The organism is Cohnella pontilimi, assembly GCF_005049045.1.
In the GTDB taxonomy this organism is placed as follows: Bacteria; Bacillota; Bacilli; order Paenibacillales; family Paenibacillaceae; genus Cohnella; species Cohnella pontilimi.
Map to the genome: position 1 here is coordinate 74,900 of NZ_SUPK01000006.1, position 22,294 is coordinate 97,193.

Sequence of the window (22,294 nt, forward strand, 5' to 3'; positions counted from 1 at the left end):
ATTGATTTAGATATAGGCAGATTCGCAAAGCGTTGAAACCAAAGTAACGTTCTTTTGCGTCAAATAAGAGACAAACTTCGCAGGATCAATGCACTGTTCCGGCGGTTTGACGCCTTTTCCTTCGATTTCTTTGTTGAGCAGCATTTGGGCCACAATAGATGCAGGTATACTGGTCACATAAGCCAATGCGTTAACATTCCATGCTTCTTGCCATCCGCATAACAATTCAAATTTGACCGTTGCTTTTTTCCCTCCTTTCAGCCCCCTCACCTCAACCATCAGTTCATCCGTTCCCCAACTGGGATTCTCGGAAATCGATTCTCTCAGGAAAGAGACCAGTTTTTGTCTGGCAGAAACTTTGTTGTCCGGTTGGTGATCATTTAGCAATCCCATATGTTCCAGGATTCTGATAAATTTAATGGTTGAAGGATCCCATGTGTCCTTGTATGTAATTTCCTTCACCTGGGGAAAACTGATCGGCAAAGTGGCCAGTTCAGAATGCAAGATGGAGTAAGTTGTCTGAACACCGATCGTTTCATAGAACTTCGTTTCTTCTTCATGGCTCAATGGTGGAATTTCAAGCAGTTGACCGTTTCTAACGACAATCGCGTTCTTTGTTGCTTCATCTAGAATCGTATCAATGGCAAATGGGAATGTTGCTCCTGTTGTGGTGGATCCGTACCGAATATGGATTTCTTCGGCGTGATCCAGCATCTCCACACCGTATCTACTTAATATATTGGAAACCCCCGGGTCGGAACCCATGCCCGGAATGGAGAGCACCCCTGCTTCCTTCATAAACGGATCCAATTTCAATTGTTCTTTCGTGACGGTATACAGTCCGCCCAAATCCAGCACATCTACTTTTGCTTCTGCTGCAATTTTCATGACCTCCGTGTTAAATTTATAATTGGTAGCGTTTACACAAACTTTGGCGCTTTTTAACACATCTTTGGATGCCTCATGATTTCGGATATCCAGGGGACATATTTTCAAATTTTTGTTGTTTATCTGATTTTTGAGTTGATCGAGACGCTTGAAATCCAAGTCGGCACCTATGACTTCGACGCCGCTTTCCACAAGATCTCTTACAATAATGTTCCCAATGGTTCCCACTGCACCCAATACGACGACTTCACTCAAAATGATAGCCCCCTCTCAGAACCGTCGACCGAAAATCAAAAGTTGGAGTTCGCATGAAATATTGTCTTTATTGTAAAAAAAACTTTATGGAAATACATTTGCTTTTATGGATGATTTTAACTGTAGTATGCTATCAATAATGGATAATGGATATGAAGGGGAGAAGGAAGATGAACTTGCTTCAAGCCTTACAATTGCCCTCGCTTCAAGATGCTAAGGTGGTCGCCGGTGCTGAAGGTCTCCAAAAAACCATACGCTGGGTGTCTATTGTCGATTTGCCTGATCCGTTATCTTGTGTCAGTTCAGGAGATTTACTTCTGACGACAGGCTTCGGATTGCCCAAAAAGGAAGAACAACTGACGGAACTCATTGGCGAAATGTCTAAATGCGGGCTCGCCGGGTTAGGTCTGGCAGTCCCTGAATATTTCACCCATATGCCGTTCTCTGTATGTAAAGCGGCGGACGAGCTGAGGTTTCCCATCATCGAAATCCCATGGGAAGTCCAATTCAACACGGTCACAGAAGAGGTACTCAGCTCGATTTTGGCCTACCAATATAATCTTCAGGAACGATCCGAGTATATTCATCAGAAACTCATCGAAATTGCTTTAAACGCGAAAGATCTGCAGGATATCGCCTCCATATTAGGGAAATTGATTGAACGATCGGTCATCGTCCAGCATCCGGAAGGTCCAATTTTGACAGCTTATTATGCGAACCCTAGCAGATCCCAAGAAAATCAAGGTTCAAATCAAGACCTATTTTTCTTTCGTAAAGAACAACTCGAACATATTCCTCTGCATTCCCTATCCAAACCCATTCAATATCCCGCCATGCCGGATTCCGGTCTGCCTGCACGGCTTCTCTGTCCGATCTCCGTCGATAAACAGTTGGTCAGCTTATTATGGATAATCGATGACCAGCAATCTCTGAGGAATATGGATCTCCAGGCGATTCAATCCGCTTCTCTCATTATGGCGCTGCACATTTCACAGCAACGTGCTTTGACTTCTTTAGAGTTTCAGTTAGGATACTCCTTCCTGGATTCTTTGCTCGAAAGCCTGTCTCATCCCACACCGCAAATCTTGCACCGCGCAGGTATACTGGGGTATGATTCCGAAGGCAAATACGCCGTCGGCATTATCGTGATCAACATTCCCACCCCGCTGTCCCGCGAAAGTATTTTAAAACGCGAGCGGCTCGCCGAAAGATTAAAACGTTGCATGCAAGTCCTGCAAATCCCTCCCGTTTTTTCTCTCATGCAAAATCAAATTGTATTTTTAATTCCCGAGCGGATTTCGGCTGCAGAGATTTGGCATTCGATGAAAGATGTGAACATCTCGTTGGCCGTCAGTCTCCTGCATACGTTCAAGAACGCCCGTCACGCATATAAGGAAGTAAGAAGCCTGCTCCCTTACGTCCGTTACGGCCAATTTCACAGCTACGAGGATTTATTCATTCCCCGTATCCTGATGGGAGAAATCGAGGCGCATTCGGGGTTTCTTGACAAATTGTTCGGCCCTCTTCGGGATCATAAAAGCGGCGATATTCTCATCCACACGCTGCTGACTTTTGCTTCTATGGGCTTTCATATTCAAAAAACGTCCGAAACCTTAAAAATTCATCCCAAAACCTTAAGGTACAGGTTAGATAGAGCCATCGCCCTGGGCGGCTACCAATTGGACAATCCGGAAACCCAATTCCATTTTCAACTGGCCCACCACATCCTCCAAGCTCAATAAAACAAAATATGCCCATCCAATTGATGGGCATTTTACGGATCCGAGTACATAAAAAATGTCAAAAACTTTTGTATCTATATATTAACTACAAATAAATTTAAATATTACCTGACAGGAATATTACTAATAGGGTATATTTGGATCAGACAAAAGCCGAAACACAAAAAAACGAAGAGGAGAATGGAAGATGAGAAAAGTTGTCGTATCGGAATTTATTTCGCTTGACGGTGTGTGTGAAGCCCCGATGTGGACGTTCGAGTTCGGTACCGATGAGCAAAACAACTTCAAGTTCAACGAAATGAAAAACGGCGAAGGACTGCTGCTCGGCCGCAAAACGTATGAAGGATTTGCCGAAGCTTGGCCGAACATGATCGAACAAACCGGCGAATATGGCGTATGGATGAACAACTGTCCCAAGTACATTGTCTCCAGCACCTTGGATAAGGCGGATTGGGGGCCAGATTCCCACGTGATTAGGGACAACATCGCGGAGGAAATCAACAAACTGAAAGAGCAGCCGGGCAAAGACATTCTGGTTTTCGGCAGCCTCGAACTCATCAAAACCCTCATCCAACTTGATCTTATCGATGAATACCGCCTGATGACTTACCCGGTGGTGCTTGGAAGCGGGCAGCGCTTGTTCCCGGAGGGGATGGATAAGATCAAGCTGAAGCTGGAAGCGACCGAGACGTTCCCTACAGGTGTCGTCACTCATACCTACAGCGTCGTGCGCTAAATGTCATAAGGCTTCGGAAACCGCTCCCGCAGAATAGGGGGCGGTTTCTTCATGTACGCCTACCCTTCAATTTTATTTGATCATATTTAAAACGCGCGATTTCAATGGCACAGGCAATATCTTGCTCGGTTTTCAAATAAACGGATACCCAGCCTGAATCGGGATATATATGATGCGGACTTGCCTTCCCTTCTTCAATCCACCGATCGCGTTCGGATTTTGACAAAAGAAGGTCGAACAATCGGTTGCCATGCATATGTCCGATTTCCTTCCCGTTCACGACGAATTCCGTCCCGCCGAACCGATGCGGCCGAAGCGACACGCCGGGCCAGGAACGAACCGTTTCAACCAGCGCCGGACCGTCCGTTTTCGCCATGCCCCTTCACCTCCCTTCGGCCGACAGCCGCGGCTCTGAAAGCCGGCCTGGACGGAACCGCATCCGGTAATACGCCAGCAATCCCGCGTGAAGGATCAGGAAGCCCAAAAACACGTTGGCGAACATTCCGGCGTTCGAACCGGAGGCGAGCGGATTCCAGCCTGGCGCATCCATCTCGAGCAGCAAGCCGTATACGCTCGCGGCCATGCCGCCGACGATAAAATTCGTCATCGTAAACAGCCCCATGCCGACTCCAGCTTGCTCTTTCGACAACGTCTTAGACAACGAGTTTGAGACGGCGACTTGGATGAACGTCTGGCCGACGTTGCCGAATACCAGGAACAACGGAATCGTCCAAACGGGTGCCGCGCCGGAAAACGCGGCGAGCAGCGCGAAACAGAGCATCAGCAGCCCGGATGCGAGCGTGTACAGGCTGGCGTCTCCCCTCCGGTCCGCCAGCTTTCCGCCCGTTCGGCTCAGCGCGGACGAAGCGACGGCGGCCGGCACGAGCGCAAAGCCGATCCATTCGGAACTAAGCCCGTAGATGTCGGCGAGCAGCAATGGCGGCAATAACGCCATGCCGGTCGCGACACAGGAAATCAGGGCCGCCATCGCCAGTCCGCTCGAGTAACTCCGGTTCCGGAACACTGCCGGCTGTACGAACGGTTCGGACGCGGACGCAAGCCGCCATACGAGCAAGCATAGCGTCAGGGCCGCCGCCATGAACAACCAGCCCGACGAATAGGTTGCGCCGAGCAGCGCGAGCGCCACAGTCATCGCAAGCAGAGCGCCCCCGGGCCAATCGAGCTTCCCGGGATTCGGGACGGGTTCGTCGTTCACGTATTTTTGGAAAAACGGCACCAATGACAAAACGAGAACGGGTGGAACGAACAGCCAGCGCCAATCCAGGACGGCGAGCAACAACGCGGCCACGACGGGGCCGAGCGCGGTGCCGAGCGCCAAGCCGGCAGCGGTCATGCTCATCGCCCCGCCGCGCCGCTCTGGCGGAAAGTAACGGATCGGAATGAGCAACGCCGCCGCTGGAACGACCGACGCGCCGGCCGCCTGCAGGAGGCGGCCGGCCAACGCTTGCCAAAAGGTCGACGACGCGAAGCCAACCAGCGAGCCGACAGCAAACGCGAGTAGCCCGAACGTGAGCAAATTTTTCAGGCGGTACCGGTTCGCCAGCTTACCGTAAACGACGCTTCCGATCGCATAAACGAGAAGATAACCGGAGGAAAGCCAGCTCGCCTGGGCCAAGTCGATCTGAAATTCCGCTCTCAGTTCCGGCAGCACGATGTTAAACGTGAGCACGCTCATCGCGCTGAAGACGGCTGTGAACAGCATGACGCGCATGATGCGCCGGCCTGCGAGTTCTTTGGAAGAAATCTGCATGAGGAGAACATCCTTTCATTTCATTGTATGTAAGTACATACTTACATCTTGGGTAAGAAAAAACTAGGGAGCCAGCGCCCTAGCGAAAAGATCGACGCTCTGCTCGATAAACGTGTCGAGCGTAACGTCCGAATTCGACGACTCCAACAAGTTGCTGCTGAACGCCCCCAAATTCATCCACATGAACGACATGGCCGTAATTTCCGGATCGATCGGCGCGATTTTCCCTTGTTCATGGAGCGTCGAGAAATAGTTCGTCAGAAGCTTCTTCAGTTGGACCGGATGCTGCGAAGCGTGCTTATGCACTTCCTCGGGCAGCCGGCTTCCGCCCTTTTGCGCGATAGCGAGAAGCTTCCGGTTCCGGTTCATGATCGCATGATACGTCCGTCCGATCAACAGCAAATCCGTCCGCACGTCCCACGTCAGACGCTCGTTAAACAGCTTCGTCATTTCGCCGGCGTAATGGTACCGCTCGAACGCGGCGACGAGCAGCGACTGTTTGCTGCCGAAATGCCGAAACAGCGTCACTTCGCTGACTCCGGCCGCCGCGGCGATCTCCTTCGTCGTCGTCCCGTCATACCCTTGTTCCGCGATCAGGTCGATCGCCGCCAATATTAACTTGTCGCCGGTGCTTGCCGCTTGGTTCAAGAATAGTTCCTGCCTTCCCGCCCATTGCTTTTGTAAGTACTTACTTACATTTTATTATTCACAAATCGAATCGCTCTGTCAAGTCCGCGAAGTCGACGATTTTCGCAGCTACGAGAATTTATTGATTCCCCGTATCCTGATGGGGGAAACCGAGGCGCATTCCGGGTTTCTTGACAAATTGTTCGGCCCTCTACGGGATCATAAGAGCGGCGATATTCTCATCTACACGCAGCTGAAATCGGCGCTGCTGCTAGGATACCGAAATGCCTGTATGCTGAATGGAAGAATCGGTAAAATGGTATCGTAAAGCAAGAGGTAGTATTTTCAATGCCAGGAATGGCTCATTTACGGGGGGAGAAATATCAAGATATCATGCTGATCGCTGGCGCTTCGGCTGAAGTGCCGAAGGGGCTTGGAGTTGAAGTCAACTTTTTGGCGGATAATATCGATTTGCTTACCAATAAAGTCAGAAAGGCGAATGCTGATATTGTGGAAGGTCCGGTCATTCGTCCATGGAATGTCAAAGAGTTAGTGGTGCGGGATATTTTTTAGATTCTATCACCAGCAAAAACAAAAAAATATAAATCTTCCCACCTTGTTGGCCGGGTGCCAAAAGCCTCGCCGCATCGATCCATTAATATCCGTTTAAGGAAATTGCACAAACTTAAAACTTGAAGCAATTTCGATCAATCCTTTTTCTTTGGCAAACGAACTATGCATATTCGAATAAATACGACAAACAACATTTCCTTCTTGCCATAACAAATTAGTCTCAAACGGCTTTTCGTTTTCCGAATACTCAGCCTCGGTATTATTAACACTTACTTTTTTTATTACTCCCCGATCTAAATGTCCCATTACCCCTTGTTGTTCAACTACACCGAAGCCTTGCCCACCACCTGCAAACATGATTAAAACTGATGGACCTTTTGCATCTAATACATAATTTGTGCCATCAGCAGTTTTTGCATATTCGAAAACTACACCGGTTGGTAAATGGTTAGGCATTAGAATTGTAAAAGGAACTTTTTCTTGTGCTTGTTGCAAAGTAAGTCTTTCATCAAGACGACCACCCCCACTTGGAGAAGGCGAACTTTGTGCTGGCTTATGAGTACATCCTACAAAGACAACCGCCATCAATACGACAATACCTAGTACCTTATGCAAAACGATCATCTCCTGCCGTCATATTAGGTATTATAAAAACTTAACCTTTTTTTAGCGATGTACTCTACTGTCATTAATCTAAGAAATTCAATTTAGTCCATCCGATCTTAGGATCGACTGGACTTCTGCGTCAGTTGTGGCCATTTTGGCAGCTTCCATGAGCACAAAAAAAAGACCCCGTCGCCGGGGTCTATTGCATTAGCTGCACTTGCTATAGCCACAGTTCGCGCAAGTCTTGCAGCCTTCTACGTTCAGCAGCGAGGCGGATCCGCAGGAAGGGCACAAGTCCTTGGACTGGTACGGTTTATGATTGTGGCCGGCCGGAATGGCGGCGGATACGGAGCTCGAAGCTTCCAACGCCGCAGCATGTTCAACATCGATGAATCCGGCGTGCGTTTCAAGCGCTTTAGCCACGGCGTCTGCGATCGACTCGACGCGGTTCGGGCCGAAGCCGACTGCGCCGGAGCCGCCAATGCCCTTCAAGTGCTTCACGAGCAGCTGCACTTTGTCGCCATGGTCGCCGTACCGGAGGAACAGCGAGCATACGCGGCCGAGCGCTTCCGCCATCGCGAATACGTCGGAGCCGGCTTTGCCTACGTTCAGGAAGATTTCGCCCGGCGTGCCGTCGATATCGTTGACCGTGATGTACGCCATGCCGAACGGCGTGTTGTACTTATACGTCGCTCCGCGCAATACTTTCGGACGGCTCTTGTACTGCTTGCCGAACGATTGAGCTTGAGCAGGCGTAACGCCGGCATTCAGCGTCGCGTCCAACTCGCTGACCGCTTTATCGTCCGAAGCTGCTGGAGCTGCCGGAGCGGCGGCTTCTTCTTTCTTCTCATCCTTCGACGTGCTCAGAACCTGCACGTCACGGCTGCCGTCGCGGTAGATCGTGACGCCTTTGCAACCGAGCTCGAACGCTTTCTCGTAAAGCTCTTTCGTCTCTTCTACGGTAAAATCATGCGGAGCGTTCGCCGTTTTGGAGATCGAGCTGTCGACCCAGCGCTGAATCGCGCCTTGCACACGGATGTGATCCATCGCTTTCAGATCCATCGCCGTGGCGAACCATTCCGGCAGTTCTTCGCCCGGATGCGCGTCTTTCCATTCCTGAGCGATCGGGACATATTGTTTGTCGAAGCCCAGACGGCTTTGACGGAAATATTCAAACGCGAAGTACGGCTCGATGCCGGTCGAAGTGCCCACCATCGTACCCGTGGAGCCGGTCGGCGCCTGGGTAATGACAGTGACGTTACGCATGCCGCGGTTGCGGACTGCATCGCCGACTTCCGGATATACCTCGACCATGTTCTTCATGAAGCCGCTTTGAAGGAACAGGTCGGCTTCGAATGCCGGGAAGGAGCCTTTTTCCGCTGCGATTTCGGTGGAAGCGAGATAAGCTTCGCGGGCCATGAAGCCGTACAGCTTATCGAGGAAGTCCAGCGATTCCACGCTGCCGTAACGGATTTCCAGACGGATCATCAGCTCGGCCAGACCCATCGTACCGAGACCTACGCGGCGCTCGTTCTTCTGGTTGCGCTCGTTCTCCGGGAAATGATACGGCGTTTTGTCGATGACATTGTCCAGGAAACGCGTGGAATAACGAACCACTTTGGACAGCTCGTCCCAAGCTACGTCATGATTCTCCGCGTCGTAAAACTTGGACAGGTTGATCGCCGACAGGTTGCAGACACCCCAAGCCGGAAGACCTTGCTCACCGCACGGGTTCGTACAGATGATCGGGTTGAAGTACCAGCTGTTGGACATTTGATTGTAGTATTCCATGAACACGACGCCCGGCTCCGCGGATTTCCAAGCGGATTCAATGATCGTGTGCCATACGTCGCGTGCGCGGACGGTACGATAGTGCTCGACGGCTTTGCCGTGCTTCTTCCACTTGTCAAGGTCGCCGTCCCACAGCTCGTTGTATTCCGGATCGTTCTTGTCCGGGAACACCAAGTCCCAATCCAAGTCTTCTTTGACGGCTTTCATGAACGCGTTGCTCACGCAGACCGACAAGTTGGCGTTGGTCACTTGGCCCATCGTTTGCTTAACGGTAATGAAATCGAGAAGGTCCGGATGCCAGTCGTTGATCATGAGCATCAGGGCGCCGCGGCGGCTGCCGCCTTGCTCGATCAGGCCGGTCGTGTAGCTGAACAGGCCGCCCCAGGATACTGCACCGCTGGAAGAACCGTTCACGCCTTTAACCACCGAACGGCGGGGACGCAGGGACGACAGGTTAATACCAACGCCGCCGCCGCGGGACATGATCTCGGTCATTTCGGACAACGTCTCCATGATGCCTCCGCGGCTGTCATGAGGAGAAGGGATCACATAGCAGTTGAAAAGCGTCAGTTCGTCGCTTGCGCCCGCGCCTGCCGCAATCCGGCCGCCCGGAACGAGCTTCCAGTCGTCGAGCAGCCAGCGGAACTTGTCCGCCCACTCTTTCTGCTTCTCCGGAGAAGTTTCGACGGAAGCCATGGCGCCCGCCAGACGGTCCCACATTTGCTCCGGTGTTTTCTCGATCGTGAGCGTGAGCTTCTCGACCGTGGATTCCACCAGATCTCCGTTGCGCAGTTTAACCGTTACGTTATTACCTTCACGCTTCACCACTTCGCCAACGTCTTTGGCGGGGAATTTCGGATCGTCCTTCGTCAGTACGAGGACGACGTCGCCCACTTTCGCCGCGCTGGTGTCCGCATTTTTCCAGGCATAGCGATCCAAAAAGATCTTTTCACTAAGTCCAGTAAGTCCCTTCGTTTCCGTCGAATTCACCCGGAAATCCCTCCCGAACGCTGTTATTTATTGCTGCTGATGCAAGCCGAACATTTATAAGGCATATGTAAATTGTACAACATATTGTGTACGAATGCCATTATACTATACCAGATATTGTGAAGCTATAGGACATAACTCATAAATTAGCGAACCTTGTCAGCCTAGCTCGAACAACCTCCGAATTTCGCTCTTTTGCTCATTTTTTTACGATGGTTTCGAAAACCGCGGCATTGCTCATACTAAGAGTTAACTTCCAACCTTTAGGAGGACATGTCGTTGCACTTCCCCCATCTATCGCCCGCCGGCATGCCGTCCGGTACGTCTTCCGAAGCCGACCCGGCACCCGTGACCAAAGACGCATTTTCCGCCGGCCAACAGCTTGGCACCCCCGGCTCCGACACGCCGCCTCGTCTCGTGCATCCGTTGGTGGAGCTGAAGTTTAACCGCACCGTATTCGAAGAATTGGAGCGCCGCGTAGAACGCAACGGTCCGTGGGACGACTGGCAGATGTACCGTCTGGCCTTGGAAGCCGAAGAAGCGAATCGCGTCAGCGATTTCCACGAGCTTCAGTGCACGCGCCTGCTTCCTGCTTTCACGCCGCTGCCCCATCAGATCGAAACCGCGAGAAAGGTAATGCACGAGATGCGGGGCCGCGCCATATTAGCCGACGAAGTCGGTTTGGGCAAAACGATCGAAGCCGGTCTTGTCCTGAAAGAATATTGGGTTCGCGGGCTTGTGCGGAAGGTTCTCATTCTGGTGCCGGCTTCCTTGGTGCTCCAATGGGTGCGCGAGCTCGCCAACAAGTTCGATCTGCCCGCGGTACCGCAGAAAAAAGAATATTCCTGGGGCAGCGATATCGTGGTCGCCTCCATGGATACCGCCAAACGGGATCCGCACCGCCAAATCCTGCTCGATAACGAGTTTGACATGCTGATCGTGGACGAAGCCCACAAGCTGAAAAACAAGCGAACCAGCAACTATAAATTCATTAATGAACTTCGAAAAAAATATTGCCTTCTGCTCACCGCCACTCCGGTGCAAAACGATCTTTCGGAGCTTTACAACCTGATCACCCTGCTCAAGCCCGGACAGCTTGGCGCCGAAGGCGATTTCGCCGCGAATCACGTCGTCGACCGGCGCGTACCGAAGAACGAAGCTAAGCTCCAGGAAAGTCTCGGCCAAGTCATGATCCGCAATCGCAGAAGCGACGGCGGAGTGGAATTCACCCGGCGCTTCGTCACCAACGTTCCCCTTCATCTGTCGGAGGAGGAGATGGCGTTATACCAAGGCGTTACCGACTACGTCCGTCAGCACGTGAAAGCCGAGAGCGGAGATATCGCCAGCATGCTGTCCATGGTCACCCTGCAGCGCGAAGTATGCTCCAGCCGGGACGCCGTGTTCCTTACGTTGGTGAACCTCTTTAAGAAAACGCAAGAGGAATCCCCATTAAGAGCGCGGATTTGGGAACTCGTCGAGCTCATCCGGAACATCAAGTCCAACACCAAAGGAGAAAAAACGATCGAGCTGCTCCAAGCGATGGGCGACGAGAAAGCGATTATTTTCACCGAGTACCGCCAGACGCAGAACTATTTGCTCCGCTTTTTTAATGAGCACGGCATTCAAGCCGTCCCTTACCGGGGCGGCATGAACCGGGGCAAAAAAGACTGGATGATGGACCTGTTCCGCAGACGCGCGCAAGTGATGATCGCCACGGAGGCCGGGGGCGAAGGCATCAACCTGCAATTTTGCCGGAACATCATCAATTTCGACCTGCCGTGGAATCCGATGCGGGTGGAGCAGCGGATCGGCCGCGTTCACCGGCTCGGACAGAAGGAAGACGTGAACATCTACAACCTGTGCACCGTCGGCACAATCGAAGAACATATCGTACATCTGCTCCACGAAAAAATCAACATGTTTGAGATGGTCATCGGCGAATTGGATGAAATTGTGCAAAGGCTCGATCAAGAGGAGTCCTGGGAGCACCGGCTGGCCAAAATGGTGTTGGAAGCTGCGGATGGTGAAGAGCTGCGCAAGCGGCTGGACGGACTCGGGGACACGTTGCTGGAGCAGCGCGGCAAGTCCAAGCGGGGGACGAAGACATGAACGTGAAGCAGATCCAAAAATTCGTTCTTTCCTATATAGAAGCAACCGGATGCCAGATCCTCGAAAAAAGCCCGAACCATATCACCGTTAAGCTGTCCCCCGACGCCGACCGGGCGCTCACGAACCGGCCCTTTTATTGGAGCTTCGTAGACCGATGCGGAGTGGCTCCGGAAACGATGACGTATACGTGGATTTTCGAAAAAGCGCCCGTACCCGAGGCCGGGATTCCCTCCACTCCGCTCACTTCCCTCGTCACTGGCGGCGTCAGAGTCGCGCGCGAAGAAATCTATTTCGGATCGCGCCGATTGACGCAGCTGTTCGATGCGGTGCGGCAAGCGGGCCGAAATGTCACGATGTTCGAGGAGCCCCCGCGAGGGCATCGCGACCCGCTCGGCTCTCAGCCCTACACGGCTTGGCTGGGGGTCAACTTCAAAGTCGGGTACGAATGCGATATGAAACGGGAAGAGCTGTATGGCTGGGGAATTTCGCTGGCGACCGGGGTCATCGACGACAAATTTTACGAGGGACTGAAAGACAAACGGCTGACCCCCCGCCTGCCCGCCAACATCCATCTGCTCCGCAACGGCCTTTCCCTGCGCAAAGGACTATCCCAGCTGGAGAACGCTTTGGAACGAAAAATCAAAACAAGCGATTTTGGTTGGGCGGTCGAAGCGGAGAATCGGCGTCAGGAGGAGCGGAATCGGATAAATCAGTATTACGGACCTCTGCTTGAGAGATCCACTGAGGATGACGAGCAGAAAGCGGTTCTGCAGACCAGACAGAAGCAGCGGGAAGAAGAAATCGACTGGCAATACCGGCCGCGCGTGGCTGTATCGATCGTCAATTGCGGAATCTTTCATCTCCCCGGCATCGATTAGTGCGAATAGTTGCCTCACCGTTCCGGAAGCGTTCGCGATTTTTCGGCAAAAACAGAACCGACCCTCGTCCCTTTCAACCGACAGTGTTCAACAGCATCGGCGAGGCTTGTCCCTTACAATGAAGTCCGGTCCAACTATAATTGCGCTAAGCAGGTGATCCTCGATGTCCAACACAAGTTACCGTCGGATGGCGTTTCGCACGTTGCTGCTCATGTTCATTCTGCTGATTTCGGTTCCCCTGCCAAGCTTCGCCGTATCGCCGGCTACGGTGCCGCCGACCAGCGTTACCGAACCGCCTTCCGCGCTGGCCAAGCAGGTCACGGTATGGGTCTCCGAGTTGTCCAAGCGCCAGCCTTTTACGTCTTGGAAAACCGCGGCTTCGGATATCCAGGCGCTCGGTCCGGGAACGCACAGCTGGCTTGTGCTCCTGTCGGCGAACGGGAAGACGGTTGGATACATGGTGGTGCAGGCTGCCGCGGACGGATCGTTCCGGCTTGGCGAATACGGCACCGGCCCCGCCGCATTGTTTTCTGAAACCGCATTGAAGCGGACGCTCAAGGAAAACGGACTTCTTACATCGAAGTCGCCATCCTACATGACCGTGCAAAAACACTACCTTCATCCGTTCGCAGCCTTTTGGGAAGTCACGATTTACTCCGAAACTTACTGGCTGGACGCCAAAACCGGCGAGCTGCTGCCGATGAACGATAAGATATTCAACCTGCAAGCCAAAAAGACACCCGTCCCCGTATCCGCCGCAGGGCCAGGCGTCTCCACTTCGTGGCTGAAATCCGCTTTCGATCCTTATGAAAGATTGCCTTGGCTTACCGGCGAGAAGCCGTTCTCCGTTCAGGACGCCGCTAAGCTGCAAACCCGTATCCGCAGCAAACAGCATCTTCGTTACGTGTCCGAGCCGTTCGGCGACGCGATCTTGTATGCGCTCCCCGTGACCGGCTTCCAGCGGTGGACCGGGGGACGGCTCGATATCGCGCTCGACATGTCGGGCACCCGATACATCCCGCTCAAAACCCTCACAACGTTAGGCCGATTCTACCGATAATCCGGTGCGCCTTCCGTGAGTTCCATGACCTCCGATCTCACGGAATCGGATTTACGGCCGCTTAACCACACCCGAATGCCGATCGGCAGCAGTTGGCCGAACCAACGGGTGACCCAAGGCTCCCGACGCTGCCGCACGAGACGGCGCTGCTCGGGAGCTTTCGGCGTTTCCCAGTAAGTCACAACACGCTTCGTCACGTATTTGATGTACTCCGAACCGTCGCTCATCCGCAATCGCCTCCTTCTGCCTGTTAGTCTGCCCCGAACGGGCGCCGTTCAAACGAGCGCCGCACCTGCTTCTGGCCTTCCGCCGAATGAGCCGCACGTATCGGTGCCACGCTAAAGGGACATCCGACACGAAAGAAGGAACGGTTATGCGAAGAATGCTGGGTATCGCGCTTGCCGCTGTCCTGTTGACGGCGGGAACCGGTTGGACATATCCGCCGTACGGAACAGGTGCGATGGAGACCGGGCGAGTCGTACCGGAAGACATCTATTGGGCGGTACCGGCAGCGGACGTGCTGATCGATGCCGGCCACGGCGGAGTCGACGGCGGAACGCACTATGGCGACATCATGGAGAAGGATATCAACCTGGCTATCGCCAAAAAGCTGTACCTCATTTTGCGCAGTTATAAAGTGCGGGCGGTGCTTAACCGTACCGGCGACTATGCGCTCAGCGACGACAACCGGTGGCACGCCGTCCGTTCCCGGCATCGCCGGGACTTGTCCCAGCGGCGCAGCTTGACGGATGAGATTGAGGCCCGGATGTTCGTGAGCATCCATGTCAACTGGGCGGATAGCCGCGACAGAGGAGCGTTGGTCATCCATCGCCGAGAAGGGCGAAGCGCTCTTCTTGCGGCGATGATTCAAGGGAGCTTGAACAGGCTGCAAGGAAACCGCACCCTGCACAGGCCGTCCAACAAATTTTATTTGCTGAACCACGTGAAAGCACCCAGCGTCATCGTGGAAACCGCCTTCCTCAGTCATCCTGCCGACCGTGCCATGCTGACTTCCAAGCGCGGCCAGACGCGGATCGCAGAAGCGATTGCCGCCGGCATTATCGCTTACCGCTGCTTTGCGCCCTAAGCAGGCCGGAGAACGGCAGCAGCTCGGACAGCCGCACGAACGTGGCTTCGGCTTGCAGTTTCGGGATCGCGGTTTTAAGTTCTCCGGACGTAATCAAGCCGGGCGGGCCCACATGGCCGATGACGACACATGCGGCCCGCTTCAGCAGTTCCTTGCGAACCACGGAGATTTGGCGCGATACATGCCTGTGCGTATAAACTTCGTCAAGAAAAACATCGTTCCGAAGAATCGGCACGCCTAACTCTTGCGCCACTTGGGGTACTACGCTGCGGGAGGAAGTTCGGCTGTCCAGGAAAAACAGCCCTCTCTCCTTGCAAACCTCCAGTACAATCCGCATGACGCGTTCATCCGAGGTCGCTTTAGATCCCATATGATTGTTCATGCCGATCGCATAAGGAACATTCTCGATGGCGGCCAACACCCGCCGGCGAATCTCTTGATCCGGCAGGCTCGTCAGAATCGCGCCCGGTCCGAGCCAGCTGGCCTTCCCGCGGTTCGGCTCCATCGGCAGATGGATGATGACGTCGTGGCCTTGGACATGCGCTGCCTCCGCATCGCGCCGCGTGGTCGGCAGGAACGGCATCACTGCTGCCGTAAACTTCACAGGGAGCCGCAGCATTTCCCCGGTTCCCTTCATGCCGTTCCCGAAATCGTCGATTACAATCGCGATGTGCCGGGAGGCGGCAAGCCTCCCCGCCGGCGCCTCGTCTGGCTTCGCAGCCGCAGCGCCCAAAGCCGGACTGCCGATCATCCATACCGCCGCGGCTAACGTCAACACGCCTATTTTTCTAAGCATTGTAATCCTTCCTTTCCGTTCCGCAAGTGGAGGGGGCCGCAATAGGCTCCGCCTCCTCATCTTTCACTAAACGCCTTGTTTTATCCGCCAAGCTCAGCCGTTTAGAGCGACGGGACAGCGGGTATTTAGGCATAAGCCTGAATTTACGGGCAAACCTACGGAACAGGAAGTGAATTCCGATGGCACAAGGATCCAAAAAAGTCGCGTTTCTGTTGGCCGAAGGCTTTGAAGATTCGGAAATGAAAAATCCGTACGAAGCGATCGTCAAAAACGGCAACGACGCGGTGATCATCGGTTTGGAAAAAGGGGTCGAGCTCACGGGTAAAAGAGGCACCGTCTCCTACACGACGCACATGTCGGCGGAAGAAGCCGATCCCTCGGAGTTTTCGGCCGTTATTATTCCCGGAGGCAAATCTCCCTCCCATCTGCGCGAGAGTGACGCTATCATCCGATTCGTCCAGGAAGCGGATGGCCAAGGCGTTCCGATCTCCGCCATCTGCCACGGACCACAGGTTCTTCAGCGTGCCGGACTGCTGAAAAATAAGTCATTCACCTCCTATCCCGGCATTGCCGAAGAGATCGCCGTGGATGGAGCGGTATTCCTGGATAAACCTGTCGTGGTAGAGGACAACCTGATCATGTCCCGCACGCCGGACGACGAACCTTACTTCATCGAAGAGACGATCAAGAGGCTCGGTGTGGACGCTTATTGAATATGGAAACGTAAACACGATAACCCCTTTGCATCTGCAAGGGGGTTGTTTGTGGTGCTATTCGGGTAGACCGCTCAGGAATTTCGATCGACGGGCACTTGCACGACTTCCACGCCGGTTTGGCGGATATCATCCAAAATCCGGGGATCGGCGAGGGTGCTGGTAATCAAGATATCAACATCCTGGAAGCTCGAAAACGAAATCAGCCCATGCTTCTCGAATTTGCTGTGATCGGCGACAATCGCGACTTTTTGTCCGGCCGCAATCATCGCCCGCTTGACCTCCGCTTCGTACAAGTCGGAACTCGTGAAGCCTTTGCGCTGAGAAATGCCCGATGTGCCCAAAAAAGCAAAATGGGCATTGTATTTTTGCAGCTCGAATTCCGCCTGCGGGCCGACGAGGCTCATCGACTTGTTGATCAATTTCCCGCCGATGACGAACACGGACGCCCCTTCGTTCTGGCTGCTTTCTTCCGCCACGTCCATACCGTTGGTCACGACCATGAGATTCGGAACCGATTTCAAGTGCCGGGCCACGCACCATGTGGTGGAGCCGGAGTCGAGAATAACGACCTGATTGGCGGACACGTAAGAGGCGGCGTGACGGGCAATGGCGTCCTTCTCTTCGAAAAATTGAAACTTCCGCTGCTGCACGGGAGGAATCGCCGTCATCCCGTTGACGAATTCGTCCGTCAAAACAGCGCCTCCGTAGTTTTTTTGAATGATTCCTTCCCGTTCCAGTTGGTTCAAATCCCTCCGGATCGTTTCCTCGGAAACATTGAATTCTTTGACCAAATCGGCCACCTTCACGCTTCGTTCTGTCAAAACCATTTCCTTGATCTGATTACGACGTTGCACAACCAGCATCTTATATCCTCCTCAACTTCCGTCAGCGAATTCGGTCATAAGCGTCCGCTATCCTTTCGTTCCCGCCGAAATGTTCATGCCCTGGATGAAGTATTTTTGGAAAAGGAAGAACATGACCACGATCGGAGTCAGCGCAATGACGGAACCCGCCATCAAATAATGCCATTGGTTCAGGCCCGAACTGACCTTGAAGGACTGCAGTGCGATTTGCAGCGTGTAATGGCTCTCGTTCGTGAGGTAGATGACCGGTCCGACAAAATCGTTCCATGAAGCGGTGAAGGTTGAAATGGCGACCATAATAATCGCCGGCAAAGACAGAGGAATCATAATCTTCCGCCAAATATAGAAATGGTTCGCTCCGTCGATTTTCGCGGCTTCAATCAATTCATTCGGGATGCCCAAATAAAACTGGCGGAGCAAAAAAATTTGAAACGCGTTTCCGAAAAAACCCGGAACCGTGAGCGGCAAATAAGTGCCCACCCAATGGATCTTGGCGAACATGATATACTGCGGAATCAAAGTGACGAACCCGGGAATGATCATCGTGGAGAGCACGATGGAAAACAGGATATTGCGGCCCGGAAAACGGATCTTGGCAAAACCGTAAGCGACGAATGAATTGGAAATGACGTGCGCGGTAACGGAAATGCACGCAACCATTAACGTATTCAGCGTGAACCGGGTAAAGTCGATTGAGGTCCAGGTTTCCACGTAATTGTGAAAGCGCCAATGCCCCGGGAGAAAGGAAGGCGGGTATTGCATGATCTCGTCCATCGATTTCAGAGAAGTGGAGATCATCCACCAGAACGGAATGACGAACGTCAAGCCGACAGCCGACAGTACGATAAACAACACCGCTTTTTTGATTCTTTGCTGTAAGCGGCGGTTTTGATAATAGCTGCCGGTTTTCCAATCAAGCGCGCTGTTCATCGGCCGTCACCTCCCTCGTAATGAACCCAAAACTTCGAAATCCACATATTCAGCAGCGTGATGACGAGGACGATCGCAAACAGGAACCAGGCCATCGCGGAGGCGTAACCCATCTGGAACACCTGGAAAGCTTTCAGGTACATATGCAGGTTATAAAACAGCAGCGAATTCATCGGGGAGCCTGGCGTTGTCGGATCCGCGGACATGACGTAACCTTCCTGGAAAATTTGAAATCCGCCGATCAACGTCGTGACGACTTCAAAAAATATGACCGGCGTAATCATGGGAAGCGTGATATGCCGGAAACGGCGGAACACGCCCGCACCGTCCAGCTCGGCCGCTTCGTAAAGCTGCTCGGGAACGTTCTGCAGCGCGGCGAGGTACATGAGCATGCCTCCGCCTACGCTCCACATTTTCATAAACACGATGGCCGGCTTCGTCCAATTGGCGTCAAACAGCCATCCCGGGCCCTCGATGCCGAACCAGGAAAGCACGACGTTTACAAGGCCCGAATCGGGACTTAACAGCTGCATCCATAGCATGTAGACGCCAACCCCGGACAGGACGGCGGGCAAATAATAAACGGTGCGGAAAATTCGCATGCCCGGAATTTTTTGATTCAGCAGCGTCGCCAGAAAGACGGAGGCGATCGTTGTGAGCGGCACCATCAGTACTACATAGAAAGCCGTATTTTTCAAAGAAAGCCAGAAGAGCGGATCCTCATCAAACATGTGCTCGTAATTGCGCAGGCCGATGAAATCCATCCGGGATGTAAAATCGTAATTGGTGAAGCTGACGTATAGCGAAAACAGCAAAGGCCCCGACGTGAAAACGATAAACCCCAGAATCCACGGCAACACGAACATATATCCTTGCAAAGCTTCCTTGCGCTCGAGAGACAAGCGTGTTTTTCTTCTACCGGCTGACGGCGATTGGCGCAAACTCATGTACATCCTCCTTCCGGCGGCTGAACGACAAAGAAAGGGGAGGAGTGGCTTGGTACACCCACCCCTCCCTCAGCTCGCTTATTTCGTAGTCTTCATTAAATTCTCGACGCCTGCCTGCGCTTTATCGAGCGCGCTTTTCGGATCTTCTTGCCCGAGCAGAGCCTTCTCAATGAAAGGATTGGCGATATTTTTGTAATCGGGCGCATTGTTGGGCACCGGGCTGATCAGCGTCCACTTCATGTTTTCAGTCGCGAATTTGTATACCGGATTCGCCGAGAGATCGGGGTCGTTCGCCGCTTCTTTGTTCGCGATGTTGTCGAACAAATATTGGCCCCAATACTTTTGCGCTGCGATATCCGTCATATATTTCATAAACTCCCAGCTCTCTTCCGGATGCTTGGCGCCGTAAGGAATTTCGAGCGTGAAGCCGCCGCCGAACGTCCAGTTGCCCGAGCCGGGCTTCATTTCGGGTACCGGAGCGAAGCCGATGTCGTCAGGATTCATAAAATCTTTGATTTGCGCGAAAAACGTACCGGTTTGAACAGTCATGGCCAACTTCCCGATGACGAAAGGATCGTTTTGTTTGCTGCCGAACGTCGCTTTGAACGCGTCCATTTCCTTTTTGCCCAAGCGGTCGTCCCAGCCTTTGACCCATTTCAATGCTTCCACTTTCGCATCCGAGTTGTAATGCGGACCCTCTCTGTCGATCAGCAGTTTGCCGTCCGAGTTTTGAACCCACAGGTCCCAACCGCCGGCATTGTTGGCGTGGTAACCGATTCTGTCATATCTCTTGCCGTTTTTCTTATCCAGCTTCTTCGCGAATGTCTCAAGCTCCGCCCACGTTGTCGGAGGCGAGTTCGGATCCAATCCGACTTCCGCGAAAGCTTTCTTGTTGTAGTACAGGAAACGCGTGTCCGTATTGAACGGCAGCGCATAAGGCTCATTGTTGTAAAGTACGGTGTCCCAAAGCTGTTCGAAGAAGCGGTCTTTCACCGACGGATCTTTGCTGAGGAATTCGGAGAGGTTCACGGCCTGCTTCTTTTCCGCGCGCTGCCCGACCGTAAAAATATCTTGGATAATGACGTCGGGCGGATTGCCCGCGGCGATCGCCGCCAGTTCCTTCGTCCAACCTTCGCCGAACGGCTGGAACGAATATTTCACGAAAATACGATCCTGGGAGGCGTTGAAATCGCTTACGATTTTCTCAATAATCGGACGGCGTGTCGTCGAGCCCCAGTGTGCCCAGAAATCGAGTGTGACTTTCTCTTTCGGCTTGTCTGCTGATGGCGACGGCGATGCCGATTCGCCGGGTGTTGCCGAATTACTCGGCGAAGAGACGCTTGCGCTTGGTTCCCCTTTCTTATCCGAGGAGCAGGCGGCCAGCAATGTGCTGCCGATTAGAACCATAACGACAAGAATGACAGAAAACTTTTTCCGTTGAAACATACCCGTTCATTCCCCCTTGTGGAATAAAATTAAAATACCGCACAAAGCCACACATTAAAGCGCTTACAGTGTGGAAACATGAATGATGTAAAAATATAGTATATACACGACTGTTAAAAGTCAACATCAATTCCTGATAATAGATTACTAATCTTTAATTTTACATTTTTGTAAATCGAGAAATTGGAATGAATTAAAAGACACTTCCTTCATGGGTCATCTCCTACCCGAAGAAAGTGTATTTTGCGGACATAAATTCTAGAAAGGTTCGTTTCTCAAACGACCTGTTTGACGCCAGGAACCTGCCGAATGATCGAAGCTGCCGTATACGAGAGAACAACGGCGGCGCATCCGGTCAAGCCGAATTTCACGAGCGGGTGCCAACCCAGATGGCGAAGCGAAAATGCCGCGTAAGTAACGAACGCCGCGTGCAGGATATACACGAGGAACGCATTGGCGGATAGCCATGGGGTGATTCCCCTCGACGCGCCGTTCCAACGCTCGCGGAACCATACCAGCAGGAAGTAGGATATGCCCAGCCCCATCAGAGGATCGAGCGCGGCATAGAAAGCCGACTGCCAGTTCCACCCGCCCATGAATACCGATGTGTTTCCTTCCAGCGCCCCGCCGATCGCCATCCCCGCCGGCATCAAGACGATGAGCCCGATGGCCGTCCACAGCCATTTCCTGGCCGCACGGTTGGAGAGCTGTCCAAGCCAATTCCCCCTGTAAGCCGCGATACCCGCCATAAACAGGCCGATATAGGCCGGAAAGTAACCCAGCTGCAAATTCAGAAATTCCGTACCTACCGGAAACGCCAGACGCACCAGGAAATTGGCCGCCACGACGATGACAACATAGCGGGTAATCACACGAGGCGTCAATGCGAGCGGTCTTCCCCGAAATTTGTCCGCAGTCAGCAGCCGGAAGCCGACATATCCGGCGAAAAACAAAAGCAGCGCCTCTAAGTACCACAACGGTCCGACTGAAAATTCCACCAACCCCCGCAAAGGATGGCCGATGACCTCTTCTTCTATAAAGGTGCCGAATGAACCTTTAAAGCCGGTCGATACGTACCGAAGAATGGGAGAGATCACCAGCATATAAAAGACCAGCGGGATTCCGAACCGGATGAGGCGGGCTTTCACAAAACCGGCGCATCCGTGCCGGTCATAGGAAGTAGGCGTCACATAACCGGAAATGAAAAAAAACAATCCCATAAAATAAGATTGGTTCACCGCCGTAAACAACGTGAGCAGCGTGTTCACCACCACATTATCCTGATGCTCGTAGTAGTACCAGCCTCCTGCTCCGCCATAAGTGATCGCCGTATGATGGAGAATCACCAACACGGTCATATACACCTTCAACCGATCCAGATAGTTCAAACGTTTTTCCATATTCCGCTTCCCCTTTACCGTTTCATGCCTTCAACGTAACACGGCGGTCACCGAAAGCTCACCGAAATCGTTCCGGGAAACCG

22 protein-coding genes are annotated in these 22,294 nt (G+C 52.8%); 9 read left to right on the forward strand and 13 right to left on the reverse strand.

The features are described from left to right. Positions 1 to 6 precede the first annotated feature (6 nt). Positions 7 to 1,143, reverse strand: coding sequence for a saccharopine dehydrogenase family protein (locus tag E5161_RS12985; protein ID WP_136778253.1), 1,137 nt, complete (start codon positions 1,141 to 1,143; stop codon positions 7 to 9). A 170-nt stretch (positions 1,144 to 1,313) separates the two neighbouring features. Here E5161_RS12985 and E5161_RS12990 point away from each other — a divergent pair, with 170 nt between their 5' ends. Further along, positions 1,314 to 2,885 (forward strand): PucR family transcriptional regulator, encoded by a 1,572-nt coding sequence (locus E5161_RS12990; RefSeq protein ID WP_169306688.1) that lies wholly within the window; start codon positions 1,314 to 1,316, stop codon positions 2,883 to 2,885. 187 nt (positions 2,886 to 3,072) lie between these two features. After that, positions 3,073 to 3,621, forward strand: a complete 549-nt coding sequence (locus tag E5161_RS12995; RefSeq protein WP_136778255.1) for a dihydrofolate reductase family protein — start codon at positions 3,073 to 3,075, stop codon at positions 3,619 to 3,621. Positions 3,622 to 3,670: 49 nt separating this feature from the next. Here E5161_RS12995 and E5161_RS13000 read toward each other — a convergent pair whose 3' ends face one another. From E5161_RS13000 to E5161_RS13010, 3 genes are all read right to left on the reverse strand, one after another. After that, positions 3,671 to 3,997 carry a luciferase domain-containing protein gene (locus tag E5161_RS13000; RefSeq protein ID WP_136778256.1) on the reverse strand — a complete coding sequence of 109 codons (327 nt, stop codon included), beginning with the start codon at positions 3,995 to 3,997 and terminating at the stop codon, positions 3,671 to 3,673. 6 nt (positions 3,998 to 4,003) lie between these two features. Further along, positions 4,004 to 5,392 (reverse strand): MFS transporter, encoded by a 1,389-nt coding sequence (locus E5161_RS13005; RefSeq protein WP_136778257.1) that lies wholly within the window; start codon positions 5,390 to 5,392, stop codon positions 4,004 to 4,006. Positions 5,393 to 5,455: 63 nt separating this feature from the next. Next, positions 5,456 to 6,040: a TetR/AcrR family transcriptional regulator gene (locus E5161_RS13010; protein ID WP_246042221.1), complete on the reverse strand. Its 585-nt coding sequence runs from the start codon at positions 6,038 to 6,040 to the stop codon at positions 5,456 to 5,458. A gap of 121 nt (positions 6,041 to 6,161) precedes the next feature. Here E5161_RS13010 and E5161_RS13015 point away from each other — a divergent pair, with 121 nt between their 5' ends. Further along, entirely contained in the window at positions 6,162 to 6,347 is a 186-nt protein-coding gene (locus tag E5161_RS13015) for a hypothetical protein (protein ID WP_136778258.1), read from the forward strand. A gap of 20 nt (positions 6,348 to 6,367) precedes the next feature. After that, the gene (locus E5161_RS13020) at positions 6,368 to 6,592 is read left to right on the forward strand and encodes a VOC family protein (protein ID WP_136778259.1); all 225 of its coding nucleotides are present in this window, start codon (positions 6,368 to 6,370) and stop codon (positions 6,590 to 6,592) included. A gap of 93 nt (positions 6,593 to 6,685) precedes the next feature. Here the strand turns inward: E5161_RS13020 and E5161_RS13025 are convergent, their stop codons facing one another. Continuing rightward, entirely contained in the window at positions 6,686 to 7,207 is a 522-nt protein-coding gene (locus E5161_RS13025; protein WP_136778260.1) for a hypothetical protein, read from the reverse strand. Between the two features lie 198 nt (positions 7,208 to 7,405). Then, positions 7,406 to 9,979 carry an adenosylcobalamin-dependent ribonucleoside-diphosphate reductase gene (locus E5161_RS13030; protein WP_136778261.1) on the reverse strand — a complete coding sequence of 858 codons (2,574 nt, stop codon included), beginning with the start codon at positions 9,977 to 9,979 and terminating at the stop codon, positions 7,406 to 7,408. A 273-nt stretch (positions 9,980 to 10,252) separates the two neighbouring features. On the opposite strand from E5161_RS13030, the gene E5161_RS13035 reads away from it, so the two are divergent. From E5161_RS13035 to E5161_RS13045, 3 genes are all read left to right on the forward strand, one after another. Next, positions 10,253 to 12,088, forward strand: coding sequence for a DEAD/DEAH box helicase (locus E5161_RS13035; protein ID WP_246042224.1), 1,836 nt, complete (start codon positions 10,253 to 10,255; stop codon positions 12,086 to 12,088). Then, positions 12,085 to 12,966, forward strand: coding sequence for a YqhG family protein (locus E5161_RS13040; RefSeq protein ID WP_136778262.1), 882 nt, complete (start codon positions 12,085 to 12,087; stop codon positions 12,964 to 12,966). The genes E5161_RS13035 and E5161_RS13040 overlap by 4 nt, the downstream gene beginning before the upstream one ends. Positions 12,967 to 13,129: 163 nt before the next feature. Then, positions 13,130 to 14,026 (forward strand): hypothetical protein, encoded by an 897-nt coding sequence (locus tag E5161_RS13045; RefSeq protein WP_136778263.1) that lies wholly within the window; start codon positions 13,130 to 13,132, stop codon positions 14,024 to 14,026. On the opposite strand, the gene E5161_RS13050 is transcribed toward E5161_RS13045, so the two are convergent. Continuing rightward, complete coding sequence (locus tag E5161_RS13050) at positions 14,017 to 14,253, reverse strand: YqzE family protein (RefSeq protein WP_136778264.1); 237 nt, start codon at positions 14,251 to 14,253, stop codon at positions 14,017 to 14,019. The genes E5161_RS13045 and E5161_RS13050 overlap by 10 nt on opposite strands. A 146-nt stretch (positions 14,254 to 14,399) precedes the next feature. Between E5161_RS13050 and E5161_RS13055 the strand changes: the two genes are divergently transcribed. Continuing rightward, complete coding sequence (locus E5161_RS13055) at positions 14,400 to 15,113, forward strand: N-acetylmuramoyl-L-alanine amidase (RefSeq protein ID WP_246042226.1); 714 nt, start codon at positions 14,400 to 14,402, stop codon at positions 15,111 to 15,113. Here E5161_RS13055 and E5161_RS13060 read toward each other — a convergent pair. Beyond that, positions 15,085 to 15,909, reverse strand: coding sequence for a divergent polysaccharide deacetylase family protein (locus E5161_RS13060; RefSeq protein ID WP_136778265.1), 825 nt, complete (start codon positions 15,907 to 15,909; stop codon positions 15,085 to 15,087). The two genes, E5161_RS13055 and E5161_RS13060, sit on opposite strands and share 29 nt — an antisense overlap. Positions 15,910 to 16,088: 179 nt before the next feature. Here E5161_RS13060 and E5161_RS13065 point away from each other — a divergent pair, with 179 nt between their 5' ends. Further along, a complete protein-coding gene (locus tag E5161_RS13065) occupies positions 16,089 to 16,622 on the forward strand; it encodes a DJ-1/PfpI family protein (protein ID WP_136778266.1) in 534 nt (177 codons plus the stop codon). Positions 16,623 to 16,696: 74 nt separating this feature from the next. Here E5161_RS13065 and E5161_RS13070 read toward each other — a convergent pair whose 3' ends face one another. The 5 genes from E5161_RS13070 to E5161_RS13090 form a co-directional block, all read right to left on the reverse strand. Continuing rightward, positions 16,697 to 17,488 carry a DeoR/GlpR family DNA-binding transcription regulator gene (locus E5161_RS13070; RefSeq protein WP_136778267.1) on the reverse strand — a complete coding sequence of 264 codons (792 nt, stop codon included), beginning with the start codon at positions 17,486 to 17,488 and terminating at the stop codon, positions 16,697 to 16,699. Positions 17,489 to 17,536: 48 nt separating this feature from the next. Further along, entirely contained in the window at positions 17,537 to 18,418 is an 882-nt protein-coding gene (locus E5161_RS13075) for a carbohydrate ABC transporter permease (protein ID WP_136778268.1), read from the reverse strand. Continuing rightward, positions 18,415 to 19,365 (reverse strand): carbohydrate ABC transporter permease, encoded by a 951-nt coding sequence (locus E5161_RS13080; protein ID WP_136778269.1) that lies wholly within the window; start codon positions 19,363 to 19,365, stop codon positions 18,415 to 18,417. The genes E5161_RS13075 and E5161_RS13080 overlap by 4 nt, the downstream gene beginning before the upstream one ends. 78 nt (positions 19,366 to 19,443) lie before the next feature. Next, positions 19,444 to 20,811, reverse strand: a complete 1,368-nt coding sequence (locus E5161_RS13085) for an ABC transporter substrate-binding protein (protein ID WP_246042228.1) — start codon at positions 20,809 to 20,811, stop codon at positions 19,444 to 19,446. A 275-nt stretch (positions 20,812 to 21,086) separates the two neighbouring features. Continuing rightward, complete coding sequence (locus tag E5161_RS13090) at positions 21,087 to 22,211, reverse strand: acyltransferase family protein (RefSeq protein ID WP_136778270.1); 1,125 nt, start codon at positions 22,209 to 22,211, stop codon at positions 21,087 to 21,089. Positions 22,212 to 22,294 lie beyond the last annotated feature (83 nt).

Bases quoted from the DNA above. Each gene is read 5' to 3' on its own strand.
- E5161_RS13070 (WP_136778267.1), bottom strand. From the start codon at position 17,488: ATGCTGGTTGTGCAACGTCGTAATCAGATCAAGGAAATGGTTTTGACA.
- E5161_RS13000 (WP_136778256.1), bottom strand. From the start codon at position 3,997: ATGGCGAAAACGGACGGTCCGGCGCTGGTTGAAACGGTTCGTTCCTGG.
- E5161_RS13060 (WP_136778265.1), bottom strand. From the start codon at position 15,909: ATGCTTAGAAAAATAGGCGTGTTGACGTTAGCCGCGGCGGTATGGATG.
- E5161_RS13085 (WP_246042228.1), bottom strand. From the start codon at position 20,811: ATGTTTCAACGGAAAAAGTTTTCTGTCATTCTTGTCGTTATGGTTCTA.
- E5161_RS13050 (WP_136778264.1), bottom strand. From the start codon at position 14,253: ATGAGCGACGGTTCGGAGTACATCAAATACGTGACGAAGCGTGTTGTG.
- E5161_RS12990 (WP_169306688.1), top strand. From the start codon at position 1,314: ATGAACTTGCTTCAAGCCTTACAATTGCCCTCGCTTCAAGATGCTAAG.
- E5161_RS13075 (WP_136778268.1), bottom strand. From the start codon at position 18,418: ATGAACAGCGCGCTTGATTGGAAAACCGGCAGCTATTATCAAAACCGC.
- E5161_RS13055 (WP_246042226.1), top strand. From the start codon at position 14,400: ATGCGAAGAATGCTGGGTATCGCGCTTGCCGCTGTCCTGTTGACGGCG.
- E5161_RS13080 (WP_136778269.1), bottom strand. From the start codon at position 19,365: ATGAGTTTGCGCCAATCGCCGTCAGCCGGTAGAAGAAAAACACGCTTG.
- E5161_RS13040 (WP_136778262.1), top strand. From the start codon at position 12,085: ATGAACGTGAAGCAGATCCAAAAATTCGTTCTTTCCTATATAGAAGCA.
- E5161_RS13065 (WP_136778266.1), top strand. From the start codon at position 16,089: ATGGCACAAGGATCCAAAAAAGTCGCGTTTCTGTTGGCCGAAGGCTTT.
- E5161_RS12995 (WP_136778255.1), top strand. From the start codon at position 3,073: ATGAGAAAAGTTGTCGTATCGGAATTTATTTCGCTTGACGGTGTGTGT.
- E5161_RS13020 (WP_136778259.1), top strand. From the start codon at position 6,368: ATGCCAGGAATGGCTCATTTACGGGGGGAGAAATATCAAGATATCATG.
- E5161_RS13090 (WP_136778270.1), bottom strand. From the start codon at position 22,211: ATGGAAAAACGTTTGAACTATCTGGATCGGTTGAAGGTGTATATGACC.
- E5161_RS13045 (WP_136778263.1), top strand. From the start codon at position 13,130: ATGTCCAACACAAGTTACCGTCGGATGGCGTTTCGCACGTTGCTGCTC.
- E5161_RS13005 (WP_136778257.1), bottom strand. From the start codon at position 5,392: ATGCAGATTTCTTCCAAAGAACTCGCAGGCCGGCGCATCATGCGCGTC.
- E5161_RS13035 (WP_246042224.1), top strand. From the start codon at position 10,253: ATGTCGTTGCACTTCCCCCATCTATCGCCCGCCGGCATGCCGTCCGGT.